Annotated in this window: 10 protein-coding genes; 6 read left to right on the top strand and 4 right to left on the bottom strand. The window is 68.3% G+C overall.

From position 1 onward, the window contains the following. Positions 1-179 precede the first annotated feature (179 nt). Positions 180-2258 carry a bifunctional diguanylate cyclase/phosphodiesterase gene (locus tag F614_RS0111735; RefSeq protein ID WP_196800288.1) on the top strand — a complete coding sequence of 693 codons (2079 nt, stop codon included), beginning with the start codon at positions 180-182 and terminating at the stop codon, positions 2256-2258. A gap of 46 nt (positions 2259-2304) precedes the next feature. Here the strand turns inward: F614_RS0111735 and F614_RS0111730 are convergent, their stop codons facing one another. Next, a complete protein-coding gene (locus F614_RS0111730; RefSeq protein ID WP_019558944.1) occupies positions 2305-5064 on the bottom strand; it encodes a cation-transporting P-type ATPase in 2760 nt (919 codons plus the stop codon). 88 nt (positions 5065-5152) lie between these two features. Further along, positions 5153-5695, bottom strand: a complete 543-nt coding sequence (locus F614_RS0111725; RefSeq protein ID WP_018875589.1) for an outer membrane beta-barrel protein — start codon at positions 5693-5695, stop codon at positions 5153-5155. A gap of 294 nt (positions 5696-5989) precedes the next feature. Here F614_RS0111725 and F614_RS0111720 point away from each other — a divergent pair, with 294 nt between their 5' ends. Continuing rightward, a complete protein-coding gene (locus F614_RS0111720) occupies positions 5990-6304 on the top strand; it encodes a high-potential iron-sulfur protein (protein ID WP_018867881.1) in 315 nt (104 codons plus the stop codon). A 235-nt stretch (positions 6305-6539) separates the two neighbouring features. Continuing rightward, the gene (locus tag F614_RS0111715; protein WP_019558943.1) at positions 6540-9761 is read left to right on the top strand and encodes an EAL domain-containing protein; all 3222 of its coding nucleotides are present in this window, start codon (positions 6540-6542) and stop codon (positions 9759-9761) included. 27 nt (positions 9762-9788) lie between these two features. Here the strand turns inward: F614_RS0111715 and F614_RS0111710 are convergent, their stop codons facing one another. Then, the gene (locus tag F614_RS0111710) at positions 9789-10502 is read right to left on the bottom strand and encodes a hypothetical protein (protein ID WP_019558942.1); all 714 of its coding nucleotides are present in this window, start codon (positions 10500-10502) and stop codon (positions 9789-9791) included. Between the two features lie 84 nt (positions 10503-10586). On the opposite strand from F614_RS0111710, the gene F614_RS0111705 reads away from it, so the two are divergent. From F614_RS0111705 to F614_RS0111695, 3 genes are all read left to right on the top strand, one after another. Next, positions 10587-11240 (top strand): TetR/AcrR family transcriptional regulator, encoded by a 654-nt coding sequence (locus F614_RS0111705; protein WP_019558941.1) that lies wholly within the window; start codon positions 10587-10589, stop codon positions 11238-11240. Continuing rightward, positions 11230-11790 carry a carboxymuconolactone decarboxylase family protein gene (locus F614_RS0111700; protein WP_018882841.1) on the top strand — a complete coding sequence of 187 codons (561 nt, stop codon included), beginning with the start codon at positions 11230-11232 and terminating at the stop codon, positions 11788-11790. The genes F614_RS0111705 and F614_RS0111700 overlap by 11 nt, the downstream gene beginning before the upstream one ends. An 88-nt stretch (positions 11791-11878) precedes the next feature. Beyond that, on the top strand, positions 11879-12970 hold the full coding sequence (locus F614_RS0111695) for a DUF3524 domain-containing protein (protein WP_019558940.1): 1092 nt from the start codon (positions 11879-11881) through the stop codon (positions 12968-12970). Here F614_RS0111695 and mltF read toward each other — a convergent pair. After that, positions 12957-14423, bottom strand: coding sequence for a membrane-bound lytic murein transglycosylase MltF (gene mltF, locus F614_RS0111690; protein ID WP_019558939.1), 1467 nt, complete (start codon positions 14421-14423; stop codon positions 12957-12959). The genes F614_RS0111695 and mltF overlap by 14 nt on opposite strands. Between the last annotated feature and the right edge of the window lie 257 nt (positions 14424-14680).

Below are 14680 nucleotides of genomic sequence, written 5' to 3'. Positions count from 1 at the left end.
CCGGGGCCCTACAATGCGCACGGAATGGCTCGGGCCACGGAGGCGTCTTTCCGATGAGACGCCACCGCGCATACCGGCTGGCAAGGGACGCAGCGCAATCATGACGGCCGGGAGTGGCCCATGCAGTACACCCAGACGCGCAGGCCTCGGACGCGCACAATTTGCCTCGCCCACGGGGGGTGCGCGTGAACCGACGCGCGCGCGACTTCGCGACGGATAGCGAACGGGATCGCCTGCAGACCCTGGTCGAGCAGGAACGCGCGGCTCGCCGCCGTGCCGAGACGCTGGCCGAGACCCGGCTGCAGGACGTCTACGCGAAGCAGCAGCAGATCGAGCTGCTCAACACCATTGCCTCCACCGCGAACCAGTCCGACTCCATCGCGCATGTACTGCGCGCGGCGCTGGCCGCGATCGGACGCTACCTGGACTGGCCGGTGGGGCATGCCTACCTGGCCCGACCGAACCAACACAGTGGCCACAGCCAGCTAGACCCCACCGGCATCTGGCATCTCGCCTCTGCTGAGCCCTTCACCGCCTTTCGCGACAGCACCGAGAACACGAGCTTCGGCCCCGGCGAGGGGCTGCCCGGCCGTGTGCTGGACCACGGCGAGCCCGCGTGGATCGAGGATCTCGCGGCGGACGACAACTTCCCGCGCGCGCCTCAGGCAACGGCCAGCGGCCTGCACTCCGGCTTCGCCTTCCCGGTCATGGTCGGCCACGAGGTGGCCTGTGTCCTCGAATTTTTCGCCACCGAGCCCACCACCACCGACCCCGACCTGCTCTGGCTGATGTGGCAGATCGGCGTGCAGCTCGGCCGCGTGATCGAGCGCAACCGCCACGAGGAACGCCTGCTCCACAACGCCTCCCACGACCAGCTGACCGGCCTCCCCAACCGGCGCTTGTTCCACGACCGGCTGGCGCACGCGATCGCCCGTGCCACGCGAGAGCCCTTCAACCTGTTCGCGGTGCTGTTCGTGGACATCGACCGCTTCAAGGTCGTCAACGACAGCCTGGGCCATCCGGCCGGCGACGAGCTGCTGGTACGCGTGGGCCAGCGCCTGCTGACCGCGCTGCGCCAGAACGACACCGTCTCGCGCCCCAAGGGGGACGAGACCAATCGCCCGGACGATACCCTTGCGCGGCTGGGTGGCGACGAGTTCACCATCCTGCTGGAGGGCCTGCACGAGCCGGTGGATGCCCTGCGCGTGGCCGAGCGCCTGCAGGCCGTGCTGCACGAGCCGTTCTCCCTCGCCGGGCAGGACGTCTACGTCACCGTCAGCATCGGCATCGCGACCCGGCCCTACGGCCAGAGCTGCCCGGTCCAGGGGCCCGGCGAACCCGACGACCCGGCCCGTCCGGCCACCCCGGATGACCTGATGCGCGAGGCGGACATGGCGATGTACCGCGCGAAGTCACTTGGCAAGGCCCGGTGCGAGTTCTGCGACCCGGGCATGCAGACGCAGGCCCTGCAAAGCCTGGCGCTGGAGACCGACCTGCGCCTGGCGGTGGAACGCGGCGACTTCCGCGTCCACTTCCAGCCCATCATGTCGCTCGGCGAGGAGCGGATCACCGGCTTCGAGGCCCTGGTACGCTGGGAGCGCAACGGGGAACTGGTGCCGCCCGATCATTTCATCCCGATCGCGGAGGACACCGGGCAGGTGCACCTGATCGACATGCAGGTCCTCTACACTGCCTGCCGCCAGCTGGTGGAGTGGAACGCGGACGGGGCGAGAACGCCCCTGACCATCAGCACCAACCTCTCCGCCCGTCAGCTCACCCGCCCGGAACTCGTGGGGGACGTGCAGACCATCCTGGAAGGCACCGGCGCCCCGGCCGCGCAGGTGCGCCTGGAGATTACCGAGACGGCCACCCTCGGCAACCTGGACGAACTGATCGAGACCCTGCACCGGCTGAAGGCCCTGGGCATCAGCCTGGCGATGGACGACTTCGGCACCGGCTACTCCTCGCTCAGCTACCTGCACCGCCTGCCACTGGATATCCTCAAGATCGACCGCAGCTTCGTGGCCGGCCTGGATCGCGACGAATACAGCCAGCGCCTGGTGCAGACCGTGATCCACATGGCCCGCAATCTCGGGCTCGAGGCCGTGGCCGAGGGCGTGGAAAGCCACACCCACGCCGCCACGCTGCGCGCCCTCGGCTGCTCGCTGGCGCAGGGCTATTACTACTCGCCCCCGGTGGACGCGACACAGGCAACCGCCCTGCTCGGCGGGAAACTGCCGGCCCGGCCCGCCCACTGAGCCGGGGCTCCGGGAAACGCGCTCTGCCCGACCCGCGCGCGTTCGGTCAGACGGCGCGCGGCAACACCCCGCGCCGGCGTGCCAGCACCTGGCGCACCACCAGCTTTTCCAGTTCCACGATCACGAACACCGCCAGGCCAAAGGCCAGGATGCGCGCCCAGTCGTCCGCGCCGATGGCGGTGGTCCCGAACAGGGTGTGCATTACGGGCACGTAGGTGAACGCCAGCTGCAGCAGCACCAGGACCCCGATGGCCAGCCACATCGCGCGCGAGCGGAACAGCTCGCCGCCCGGCAGCACCGGTTGATGGATCAGACGCAGATTCAGCAGGTAAAGGGCCTGCCCGGCCACCAGGGTATTGATCGCCACGGTACGCGCGACCTCGTCGGCCACCCCGGCCAGGGTCTCCATGTAGACGAAATGCCCGAAGGTCCCGGCCCACAGCAGCAACGCCACGAACGGGATGCGCCAGAGCAGGAACCCGGACAACAGGGGCGTGTCCGGCGCCCGTGGCGGGCGCTGCATAACACCCGGCTCGGCCTTCTCGAAGGCCAGCGCCATGGCCAGGGTCACCGAGGTCACCATGTTGACCCACAGCACCTGCACCGGGGTCAGCGGCAACGCCAGCCCCATCAGGATCGCCATCATGATGGTCAGCGACTGCCCGGCATTGGTCGGCAGCATATGCAGGATGGCCTTGCGGATGTTGTCGTAGACCGTCCGGCCCTCCTCCACCGCATGCGCGATGGAGGCGAAATTGTCGTCCGCCAGGACCATCTCGGAGGCCTCCTTGGCCGCCTCGGTCCCCTTGCCCCCCATGGCCACGCCAACATCCGCCCGCTTCAGCGCCGGGGCATCATTCACCCCGTCGCCGGTCATCGCCACGATACGCCCGCCCTGCTGCAGGGCACGCACCAGGCGCAGCTTGTGTTCCGGCGAGGTCCGCGCAAAGACGTCCGTACGCTCCGCGGCGTCGGCCAGCGCCGCCTCGTCCAGGGCATCCAGCTCGTGACCGGACCGCGCCTCGGCCTCGCGGCCCAGGCCCAGCTGCTCGCCGATCGCCCGGGCGGTCGCCAGGTGGTCGCCGGTGATCATCTTGACGTCGATCCCCGCCGCGCGGCACTCAGCCACCGCGCGGATCGCCTCGTCGCGTGGCGGGTCGATGATCCCCAGCAGGGCGAGCAGGGTAAAACCGCCAGCCTCGACATCATCGAAACGCAGCTCGCCGTGATCGGGTTCGGTGTCGCGCACGGCCACGGCCAGCAGGCGCTGACCGCGGGCCGCCACGGCCTCCATGGCGACGTGCCAGCGCTCGCCATCCAGCGCCTCGCGGGTCTCGCCATCTACCTGCTGCTCGCTGCAAAGCTCCAGCACGCGCTCGGGCGCCCCTTTCAGGAAGATGCGGGCGTGACCGTCGTGGTCGTGGTGCAGGGTCGCCATGTAGCGATGATCCGACTCGAACGGGATCACGTCGGTGCGCGGCAGGCGTTCGCCTTCCAGGCGCGGGTCCAGCCCGGCCTTTTGCGCCAGCGTAATCAGGGCGCCCTCGGTCGGGTCGCCCTCCATCACCCAGTCGCCATCCTTCTGGTAGAGCCGGGCGTCATTGCACAGCAGCCCCGCCCGCAGCACCTCGCGCAACAGCGGGTCCTCGTCCGGGTCCAGATCCCGCTCGTCCTCGGAGAACTGCCCCTGCGGCGCATAGCCCACGCCGCTGACGAGGATCTCCCGGGTGGCCGTGCGCAGCGTCTGCGCCGTCATCTCGTTACGGGTGAGCGTGCCGGTCTTGTCGGAACAGATGGCCGAGACCGACCCCAGGGTCTCGACCGCCGGCAGGCGCCGGATGATCGCATTGCGCCGCGCCATCTTCTGCACCCCGATGGCCAGCGCGATGGTCATGATGGCGGGCAGGCCCTCGGGGATGGTGGACACCGCCAAGCTCGCCGCCGCGAGGAACATCTCGTCCAGCGGATAGCTCCGCACCCAGTAACCGAAGGCGAAGGTCGCCGCCGCGATGACCACGATCACCGCGGCCAGCCAGCGGCCGAACTGTTCCATCTGCCGGACCAGCGGCGTCTCCAGCCCCTCGACCTCGCCGAGCATGGTGGAGATGCGCCCGATCTCGGTATGCTCGCCCGTGGCCACGACAACGCCCGCACCGCGGCCAAAGGCCACCAGCGTCCCGGAGAAGGCCATGCCGCGCCGGTCCCCAAGGTCGGCCTCCCGTTCCACCGTGGCGGTATCCTTCTCGACCGCCACCGACTCGCCGGTCAGGACCGCCTCTTCCAGGCGCAGGTTCTTGGTCTCGAACAGCCGCAGGTCGGCGGGCACCCGGTCACCGGCCTGCAGGTGCACGATATCGCCGGGCACCAGCTCATCGGCCGGGATCTCGCGACGCTCGCCTGCGCGCGTCACCACCGCGCGCGGGGACAGCATGCGACGGATGGCATCCAGGGCCTTCTCCGCCTTGCCCTCCTGGACGAACCCGATCAGCGTATTGATCAGGACCACGGCCAGGATCACGCCGGTATCCACCCAGTGCCCGAGCAGCGCCGTCCCCAGCGCCGCGACCAGCAGGATGTAGATCAGTACGTTGTGGAAATGGCGCAGGAAGCGCCGGACTACGCCCGCCCGCTCCGGCGGACGCAACTGATTGGGGCCAAAGTGCGCCAGACGTTCCTCGGCCACAACCGCCGACAGCCCCTCGCGGGCGGAGCCCCAGTGCTCCAGCGCATCATCCGCGGACCGGCTGTGCCAGGCGGGGGTCTCCCGGTTGTCACCCGGATCGGTAGGGTCGGGGGTATCGGTCATGGGCAACGCCCTGCTGTGTCAACGTCGCCCTATCGTCGCCCGGCGCCCGGGGGCCGGCAAGGCCCCGGACGCCGGGCAACCCGCCGGATCAGAACTGCATGCCCACCTTGCCCATCACGCGCATGTTGTCGGCATCGGCGCGACGGCCGTCGAAGCGGTCACTCTCGGTGAACTGGTAACGCGCCTCCAGCCCCAGAAACCACTGCCGGTCCAGCTGGTACTTCAGGCTGCCACCCAGCTGGGCCGCCCACAGGCCATTGCGGTCGTCATCCAGCTTGGCCCGCACGTAGCCGATGCCGGGACCAAAGCCCAGCGACAGCCGTTCGTTCGGCTCGAACATCCAGTGGCTGTTCACCTCGGCGCTGGTCATCTTGAGCGGGTCGTCGCTGTAACGGCTCACGCTCAGATGATGGCGCAGCACGCCGGTGGCCGGCTGGAACAACTGACAGTTGGCGCCGATCTCGACCCCGTAGGCACCATCGCTGCTGGCATCCGACAGGTCCGGCGAGACTACACCGCCCAGCAGTGCCACGCTGGGCTCCATGCCGCGATCCACCGCACTGGCCTGGGCCACCGGCATGGCCGCCAGCGCCCCCAGGGCGAACATCACCATCGTCTTACGGTACTGCATCGGGCACCTCCTGATTCGAATGAATAAGAAAACTCTAATGGTAGACCAGCCTGACGCGATCTTCATCACATCAGGCAGGACCCGGCGCTCGACATGGAATTTTTCCCGGCCCCGGTGCATCCCCTCTGCCGAACCACGATCGCCGGAAGGCTTCGGGGATCCCCGCAAAAATCGAGGGAACCCTCAAGGGCCCGAGGGCTCGAAGGGGTTGAGCCCGCACGTATCCAGCGTGCGTCGTTCGCTCCAACTGGCAACAAGAAGAACCATCCATTCAGAAAGCAAACGGAGGACCTCATGTCCGATCAACCGAATGCGAACCGTCGTAAGTTCCTGCGCCAGGCATCCGCTGCCGTGGCGGCCATCCCGGTCGTCAGCATGGTGGGCATCTCCTCGGCCAAGGCCGATACGAAAGCCGAAGACGGCCACGCCCACAACTACGTGAACGATGCGGCCGACGCCGACCACGCGGACTACTCCGAAGGCGAGAAGTGCAAGAACTGCGCCTTCTGGGGCGGAGGTGATGACCAGTGGGGTCAGTGCTTCCACGCCGACTTCCAGGGCGTTCAAGTGAACGCCGACGGCTGGTGCGACGAATACGTCGGAGCCTGATCCCGGCCCGCATATCCGGTCCGCGCCCGCGGGCCGGATACTCCCTCTCATGTCCCTCCCCGGCCATGGCTTGCATCCCCGCCACACAACCCCGCAAGCTAGACACCTGATTTCGTAGACCGGCTCCGGCGGGCTCCGCCCTATGGCCGAAAGGAAACTGCGTGTCCGACCCATTGACCCGGCTGACCCGCATCCCCGCCGGTAAGGCACCCGCCAATGCCAGCGGTTGCCACTGATGGATCTCTCGCTCGCCGGATTCACCGTCCTGTACCTGGTCTATGGCCTGGCCTTCTTCTCCCTTGGCGTAGTCGCTTTCGTCCTGCCCCGCGGGGACGGATCCCTGCCGTTCGCCCGACATTTCTGGCTGCTGGGTCTGTTCGGCCTGATCCATGGCGCCTACGAATTCCTCCAGGCCGCGGGCTTGCACTATCCGGCGGCGCGCGACCCGTGGCTCAATGCCACCTGGCAACTGCTGTCCTACCTGCCGCTTCTGGAGTTCGGGCGCCGCGCCCTGCTCGCGAGTCCATCGCGCCTGCGCCTTGACGCCCTGTGGCTTTACCCGCTGATCGCCGTCGCGGTGCTCCTGCTCGTCGGTATGGCCGAGGACCCGGCGCGCGGGCTGGCCAACGGCGGGCGCTACCTGGTCGGCCTTCCGGGGGCCGTACTGTCCGGCCTGGCGTTCTTGCTTCTGCTGCGGGGGTCCCTCCAGCGCACCGCCGACGCCGACGATCATGCCAGCCAGTACCCGGCCCTGGCCGTCCTCGCCCTGGCCTTCCTCGGGTACGCCCTGATCACGCCGTTTCCGGGCACTGTCGACCCGGCTCTGCCCGAGTGGCTGCCGACCCATGCCGACTTCCTGGAGGCAAGCGGACTACCGGTGCAACTGCTGCGCATGTTCGCCGCCCTCCTCGCCGTCATCGGGATGATGACCCTGACCCGCTCGCTGGGCACCCAGCAGGGCGACGACTTGCTGCGGGTACTCGACACCATCGACGGCTTCGTCTATCGCTGCCGCAACAACCCGAACTGGGACGTGATCAACGCCGAGGGCGCCCTGGAGGAGCTCACCGGCTACTCGCGCGAAAGGTTCTTCGCCGAACGCCTCAGCTTCAACGATCTGGTGCACCCTGAAGACCGCGACCGGGTCTGGCGCGAGGTATCCGAGGGATTGCAGCGGACCGGCCAGTACCAGATCCAGTGGCGCCTGATCGGACGCAATGGCGGGGAGCGCTGGGTGTTCGAGCGCGGCGCCGGGATCTTCGACGATCGCGGGCGCCTCAAGTACTTGCAGGGGCATGTTATCGATGCCGACGAACTGGTCACCACCGGCGAGACCCTGCGGGCCCGGACCGACGAACTGGAATCCTTTCGCTCGACCCTGGACCTGACTCTGGACGCGGTCTTCCTGTTCGACGTCGAGACCCTGCGCTTTATCTATGTCAATCAGGGCGCGGTGGACCAGACCGGCATCCCGCGCGAGGAACTGCTCGAACTCCACCCCTATGACATCAAGCCGGACTACCCCGAGCCGCGCTTTCGTCAGCTGATCGAGCCGCTGCGCCGCGGCGAGCGTGACCAGTTCCGCTTCGAGACCAGCCATCGCCATCGCGACGGCTTCGAGGTACCGGTCGAGATCTCCCTGCAACTGGTCGCCCCGCGCGGCGAGACCGCACGCTACGTGGCGATCTCGCACGACATCACCCAGCGCAAGCGCAACGAGGAGGCCCTGCTCCAGGCCCTGTCCGAACTGGAAGCCTCGCGCGACGAGCAAACGCGCCTGCTGGAACTGACCCGGCGGGAGCAGGGGCGCATGGCCGCGCTGCTCTCGGCGATGAGCATCGGCATCCTGTTCGAGGACCGCGAGGGCCGGGTGGAATACGTAAACCCGGCCTTCCGGCGCATGTGGGCCATCGGCAGCGAGGTGGAACTGGTGGGTCGTCCCTCGCGCGAGGTACTGGAACATTCCACCCACCGCTTCGCGCGGCCGGATCACGCCTCGCGCCACGTGCTGCACGTGCTGGATACCCACGAGATCAGCGAACGCTTCGAGGTCGACCTGTACGACGGGCGCATCCTCACCCAGGTCTCCTACCCCGTCCACGACACCGACGAGCGTTCCATCGGTCGACTGTGGCTGTACGAGGACGTGACCCACGAGCGCCAGACCGCCCAGCAACTGGTCTACCTCGCAGAACACGACGCGCTGACCGGCCTGTACAACCGCCATCACTTCCAGAAACGCCTGGAACACGTGATCCACAGCGAGCGGCGGCGCAACGGGCGCTTCGCCCTGCTGTACTTCGATCTCGACGAGTTCAAGACCATCAACGACACCTTCGGCCACCGGGCCGGGGATACCGTGCTGGTGCGCGCCGCCGGCGAGATCGCCGCGCTGGTGCGCAGTCAGGATATCTTTGCCCGCCTGGGCGGCGACGAGTTCGCGATCCTGGTGGATCGCGAGTCGGAGCAGGAGCCGATCGAACTGGCCGAACGCGTGGGCCGCGCGATCTCGGCGATCCCGTTCCGCTTCCGCGGCCAGAACTACCGGCTCACCGCCAGCATCGGCATCGCCCACTTTCCGGAGCATGGCGACAACGTCGAGGACCTGGTGGCCCACGCCGACACCGCGATGTACCAGGCGAAGGACCTGGGCAAGAACACCTGGGCGGTATTCGACCGCAGCCGCAACACCGCCGAGCACATGCTGGAGCGGATGTCCTGGAGCCAGCGCATCGGCACCGCGCTGGAGCAGGGACACTTCGAGCTGCATTACCAGGGGATCTACGCGGTCGGCGATGGCCACCTGCACCACATGGAGGCCCTGGTGCGCATGCGCGACCCGGCGTCCCCGGAGGAAATCGCCATGCCCGGCCAGTTCATCCCGATTGCCGAGAAGACCGGGCAGATCCTCGACATCGATCGCTGGGTGATCCGCGAGAGCATCCGCCGACTGGCCGAGGACCCGGCCATCCCCGGGATCGCGATCAACATCTCCGGGCGCAGCTTCGACGAACCGGGACTGCCGCAATACATCGCCCAGCAGCTGGAACAGCAGGGGGTCGAACCGCGACGGCTGATCATCGAACTGACCGAGACCGCGGCGGTCTCCGAGATGCAGGATGCCCAGCGCTTCATCGAGGCGTTGCAGCACACCGGCTGCACCGTCTGTCTGGACGACTTCGGATCCGGGTTCTCCACCTTCGCCTACCTCAAGTATCTGGGCGTGCAGATCCTGAAGATCGACGGCATGTTCGTGCGCGACCTGCCCAACAACCGCGACAATCAGGCCTTCATCCGCGCGATGGTCGACGTCGCCCGGGGCCTCGACAAGCAGACCGTCGCCGAATGCGTGGAAGACGGCCCGACCCTGGAGATGCTGGCCGAACTGGGCGTGGACATGGCCCAGGGCTACCACCTGCACCGCCCGTCACCGGAGCTCCCCACCGCCCGTACATGAACACTCCGATGGGGTGCGCACACCCCCTCAGTCATCCGTTATGGGCAGATACTCGTCGCGGCCCGCGGCCGGCTCCTCGAAGCGAAACCCCACCCCCGCAGGGGCGACCCGGAACACGCCCCGCGCGCGGACCCAGCCCTGATCCAGCACCGTGGCATCGACCCGTTCGAACAGCCGCTGCAGTGCGCGCGCGGTCGCGGCGCGGCGGGGGTAGTCCAGCCCGTGGCGTTCCCAGGCCTCGCGCGCGCCCGCCGCGAGCCCCCAGCCCGTCTCCACGAACCCGGCGATCCACAGCGAGCGCAGCACCCCGTCGCCCCATTGCTCGCGCAGGCGCGCCATTCCGGAGCGCGGATCCGGCGCCGCCTCCACCACCGCCATCAGGGACGCGGGCAGCAGTTCGCGCCAGTCATCACTTTCGAAGGCCCCCGGCAGCAGGTCCTCGTCGATGATCTGCACGAAGTCCGGCACCGGATCGGAGCCAGTACGTTCCGCCAGCTGAATCAGCGCCCCCGCCTCGTCGGTATAACCGTACAGGGCGAAACCGCACAGGTGATGGTCGACGATGTCGTGCACGAACACCGAGGTCGGGATACGCTCGCCGGTATACGGGGTCGCCGCGATGACGTCCGCGCCCCGCCCCGGCAGATCCAGCTTCCAGCCACGCACACCAAAGCCATCCTCCCAGGTGTCCGCGTACTCCGCGGGAATGGATACGCCGGCAGCGTCAGTGGCTGCATGCATGTCGGGAATTCGGGACATCGGCTTGGGCCCTCCTGGGCGATTGCTCCTTGCACTTTACCGACCGGTCAACTAGTGTGCAAAGGCATGACATCGCACCCAGCCCCAACCCCGACCTACCGGGCCCGCGGCGACAGCCGCGACGCACTCCTGACGGCTGCGCGCGAACTGATCGTCGGTCGCAGCTACAGCGCCGTCGGCATTGCCGAGATCTGCGCCCATGCCGGCGTGCGCAAGGGCAGCCTGTACCACTTCTTCCCCGGCAAGGAGGCGCTTACCCTGGCGATGCTGGACGCCCTCTACGCGGACTTCGAGCGCGAGGTGCTGATCCCGGGGCTCGCCGGCGCCAACGGCCTGCACGCCCGGATCGAGGCGTTCGTCCATGCGATCCACGCCTTCGAGGCCCGCATGCAGGCGGAATCCGGCCAGTTGCCCGGCTGTCCCTTCGGCAACCTGGCCGTGGAGATGGGGACCCACAACCCGCCCCTGCGCCGGGCGATTCGGGGGCACCTGGACGCCGTCACCGCCCATTTCCGTTCCGTATTGGACGAGGCCGTTCAGGACGGCGAACTACCCGGCGATACCAACACCGAGGCGCTGGCCGAACAGTGGCTGGCCCTGATGGAAGGGATCCTGGTGATGGCCAAGGCCGACCAGGACCCGGCGACGGTCCTGCGCCTGGGCCCGGCGCTGGTCACACTCCTGACCCACTCGCCCCCGGAGGTACCCCATGCGCGATGAACGCTTCCCCCTGCACGACGCCGCCAGCGCCCCGGAGGCGCAAGCCGTATTTGACCGGGCCGAACAGACCTTCGGCATGGTCCCCAACCTGATCCGCAAGATGGCCAGCGCGCCGGCCCTGGCCGAGGCCTACCTGGCGCTCCACGACCTGCTGCAGAAGACGTCGCTGAGCCCCACCGAACAGGGCGTCCTGCTGCTGACCGTCAGCCGCTACCACGAATGCGACTACTGCATGGCCGCGCACAGCATGACCGGTCGCATGACCGGCGTACCCGACGACGTCATCGCCGCGCTGCGCGAGGACCGCGTGATCGACGACCCTCAGCTGGAGGCCCTGCGCCAGTTCACCCGCGCCATGCTCGAACAGCGCGGCTGGGTTGACGAGCCCACCCAGCAAGCCTTTCTGGACGCCGGGCACACTCCCGCGCAGATGCTGGAGGTCATCCTGGCGATCGGCCTGAAGACCCTGTCCAACTACACCAACCACATCGCCGGCACCCCGGTCGACGCGCCCATGGCCAGCGAACGCTGGAGCGCAACCGCGCGTTGACCGCGCATGCCGTAGCCGATGATGCGATTGCGGCATGCACCGCGCAGCGGCAAGGTAGGGCCTCTCTCCCGACCGCCAGCCCGCCTGCATGCCGCCACGCTCGCGCATCCTCCTGCTCTCCGCCTACCGGGCCGACAGTCACGCCGCCTGGGTCGACTGGCTGACCACGACCTTCGGTCAATTCGACTGGGAGGTGCTGGAACTGCCCGGGCGGCACTTCCGCTGGCGCATCCGCGGCAACCCGGTCTCCTGGCTGGACCGGCTCGCGGGCGTGGAGGCCGATGCGGTCATCGCCACCTCGATGGTAGACCTGGCCACCTTGCGCGGCCTGCATCCGTCACTCGCCCGGCCACCCACGCTGTACTACGTGCACGAAAACCAGTTCGCCTACCCGGTCGGCCGCGACCAGGTGGATTCCGTGGACCCCCAGATGGTGCAGATCTACGCGGCACTGGCGGCGGACCGCGTGGCCTTCAACTCCGCCTTCAACCGCGCCTCGTTCCTGGATGGCATGGACGCCCTGCTCTCGCGGATGCCGGATCATGTCCCTGAAGGCCTGCGCACCCGGCTGCAGGCACGCAGCGAGGTCCTGCCCGTCCCGGTCGCGCCACCCACCGCGGCGGACAACCCGCGCGATCCGCGCCTGATCCTGTGGAATCACCGCTGGGAGTACGACAAGGCGCCGGAGGTGTTCGTCGAGGCGCTGCTAAGGCTGCGGGAGGCCGGCGTGGACTTCCGGCTCGCCCTGCTGGGGGCGCGGCCCGCGCAACCCCCCGAGGCCCTGCAGCGACTGCGCGCCGCCCTCGGGGACCGCATCGTGGCGGATGACAAGCTGCCGCGCCGGGAATACGAAGACCTGCTGGGCCGCGCGGGCATCGTCGTCAGCACCGCCCTGCACGAGTTCCAGGGACTCGCGGTACTGGAGGCCACGGCCGCCGGGGCGACGCCACTGGTCCCGGATGCCCTGGCCTACCGCGAGCAATATCCAGACACTTGCCGCTATCCCGCCGGCGATGGCGCGGCCCTGACCGAGCGCCTGCGACATTGGCTGCAACAGGGAACGCCGCCGGCACCGGACGTGCGCGCCTGGCTGCCGGCTCGGCTGGAACCGCGCTGGCAGCAGGCGCTGGATGCACTGGTCTCGGGCAACGCCCGCCGGCCCGGGATCAGTCGCGCCTGACCACGATCCGGTCGGACGGGAGCTCGTCCTCGGCCACGAAGACCGGGCGGATCACGTCGCGGTAGTTGCGAATGCGCTGCACGTAGTACACCGGCTGGTAGCCGCGAGCGTAGCCGAAGCGCAGGTTCTGGTAGTAGCGCTCCTCGGTCAGCAGCGGCAGGGTCTCGCGCATGTCGGCCCAGCGATCCGGATCACGCCCCAGCTCGCGCGCCAGCCGGCGCGCATCCAGCAGGTGCCCGCGGCCGATGTTGTAGGCCGCCAGCGCCAGGTAGGTGCGGTCGGGCTCGTCAATGTCGTCGGGCAGCAGTTCGTGCTGGCGCTGCAGGTAGCGCGCCCCGCCGTCGATGCTCTGCACCGGGTCCAGGCGATCCACCCCCAGGGACTCGGCCGTGCGCTGCGTCAGCATCATCAGGCCGCGCACACCGGTGGGGCTGCGCGCCTCCGGATCCCAGTGCGACTCCTGATAGGCCAGGGCCGCCAGCAGATCGGCCGGTAGATCGGTGCTTTCGGCCGCTTCCTCGAAATACGACTGGAACTGCGGCAGGCGGTCCTCGATGCGCCGGTTGAGCGCCCGCAGGTCGACAAAGTCGAACTGATCGATGTAGGCGTAGTAGCGCTCGTCCACGAGTTCGCGCAGTTCCCGGCCGCCATCACCTTGCATCCAGTCGCCCGCCAGTTCAGCCAGCGCCTCCTGGTCCGGCTGTACGTACCAGCCCAGGGTGCGCGGCTCGGACAGATCGAAGGCAATGTCGAGATGCGGGAAGGAGCGGCGGTTGTAGCGCACGATATGCGAGTCGGCCACGGTGCAGTCGATCTCCTGCCGGGCGACCTGCGCCATCAGCCGCTCGGTACCGATCTCGCGGACCTCGAACCCGGCCGCTTCCGGAAGCACTTGCTCCAGGGTCTCCACGTAGCTGCTGCCGGCCGAGACCACCAGATCCACCGAGCCCAGGTCGTCCGCCGATGCAGGCATGGCATCGAAGTCGCGATGGCAGACCACCTGCTCGGTGATCTCCATGTACTCGGGGCCGCGTCGGAAGCGCTCGTCCCGCGAGGCGAGATGGGTCAGCCCCGCCGCGGCCATATGCGCCTCGCCGGAGGCCAGCGTCTCGAGCACACCGGAGACCGATTCGGCCATGACCCACTCCACCTGCCAGCCATGCGCCTGGGCAAAGCCCTCGACCAGATCATGCTCCGTGCCCGCCGCTTCCAGATGCTGGTCAAAGTACCAGGTGGTGGGCGCATTGCGGGTCACTACGCGCAGTGTGCCGGTCTCCTCCACCGGCGCCAGCCGCTCGCCGGCGCTGGCGTTCGAGACCATCGAGTCGGACTGCCCGTCCTCGGCGCCACAACCCGCGAGCAGCGCCAGCAGTACGGCGGGCAGCAGCGCGCGGCCCTGTCCGCGGGATGACGGGCGCCAGCCCGCGGCGGCGCGATCATTCGGTTCATGCATTCCGGTTTCCTTCCCGTCGACAGGCCGCGCGGATTGGCTGACCCCGTCCATGACGGATCCATGAATGTCCGATACAGAGACTAGGGTTTTGCGGAATGGTTCTCAAAAATACCCACGACGAAGGGGTTGCCATCCCTTGTGGAGGCCACCGCTGGTGGGCGGCCCAGCCGCGTGCCCTGTACAGTCGAACCCTTCGCCACCGTGCTTTTCGGGGAACGCAGCGACCTCGGCACACTCCAACACTCCGTTACCCGCAA

This window comes from Thioalkalivibrio sp. ALE12 (genome assembly GCF_000381105.1).
Lineage (GTDB): Bacteria > Pseudomonadota > Gammaproteobacteria > Ectothiorhodospirales > Ectothiorhodospiraceae > Thioalkalivibrio.
This window is presented reverse-complemented; position numbering and strand designations above follow the sequence as displayed.

What these genes read in the sequence shown, in the direction of transcription:
- F614_RS0111710 (WP_019558942.1), bottom strand. Translation starts at nt 10,502, where the DNA reads ATGCATGCAGCCACTGACGCTGCCGGCGTATCCATTCCCGCGGAGTAC.
- F614_RS0111715 (WP_019558943.1), top strand. Translation starts at nt 6,540, where the DNA reads ATGGATCTCTCGCTCGCCGGATTCACCGTCCTGTACCTGGTCTATGGC.
- F614_RS0111720 (WP_018867881.1), top strand. Translation starts at nt 5,990, where the DNA reads ATGTCCGATCAACCGAATGCGAACCGTCGTAAGTTCCTGCGCCAGGCA.
- F614_RS0111705 (WP_019558941.1), top strand. Translation starts at nt 10,587, where the DNA reads ATGACATCGCACCCAGCCCCAACCCCGACCTACCGGGCCCGCGGCGAC.
- F614_RS0111700 (WP_018882841.1), top strand. Translation starts at nt 11,230, where the DNA reads ATGCGCGATGAACGCTTCCCCCTGCACGACGCCGCCAGCGCCCCGGAG.
- mltF (WP_019558939.1), bottom strand. Translation starts at nt 14,423, where the DNA reads ATGCATGAACCGAATGATCGCGCCGCCGCGGGCTGGCGCCCGTCATCC.
- F614_RS0111695 (WP_019558940.1), top strand. Translation starts at nt 11,879, where the DNA reads ATGCCGCCACGCTCGCGCATCCTCCTGCTCTCCGCCTACCGGGCCGAC.
- F614_RS0111730 (WP_019558944.1), bottom strand. Translation starts at nt 5,064, where the DNA reads ATGACCGATACCCCCGACCCTACCGATCCGGGTGACAACCGGGAGACC.
- F614_RS0111725 (WP_018875589.1), bottom strand. Translation starts at nt 5,695, where the DNA reads ATGCAGTACCGTAAGACGATGGTGATGTTCGCCCTGGGGGCGCTGGCG.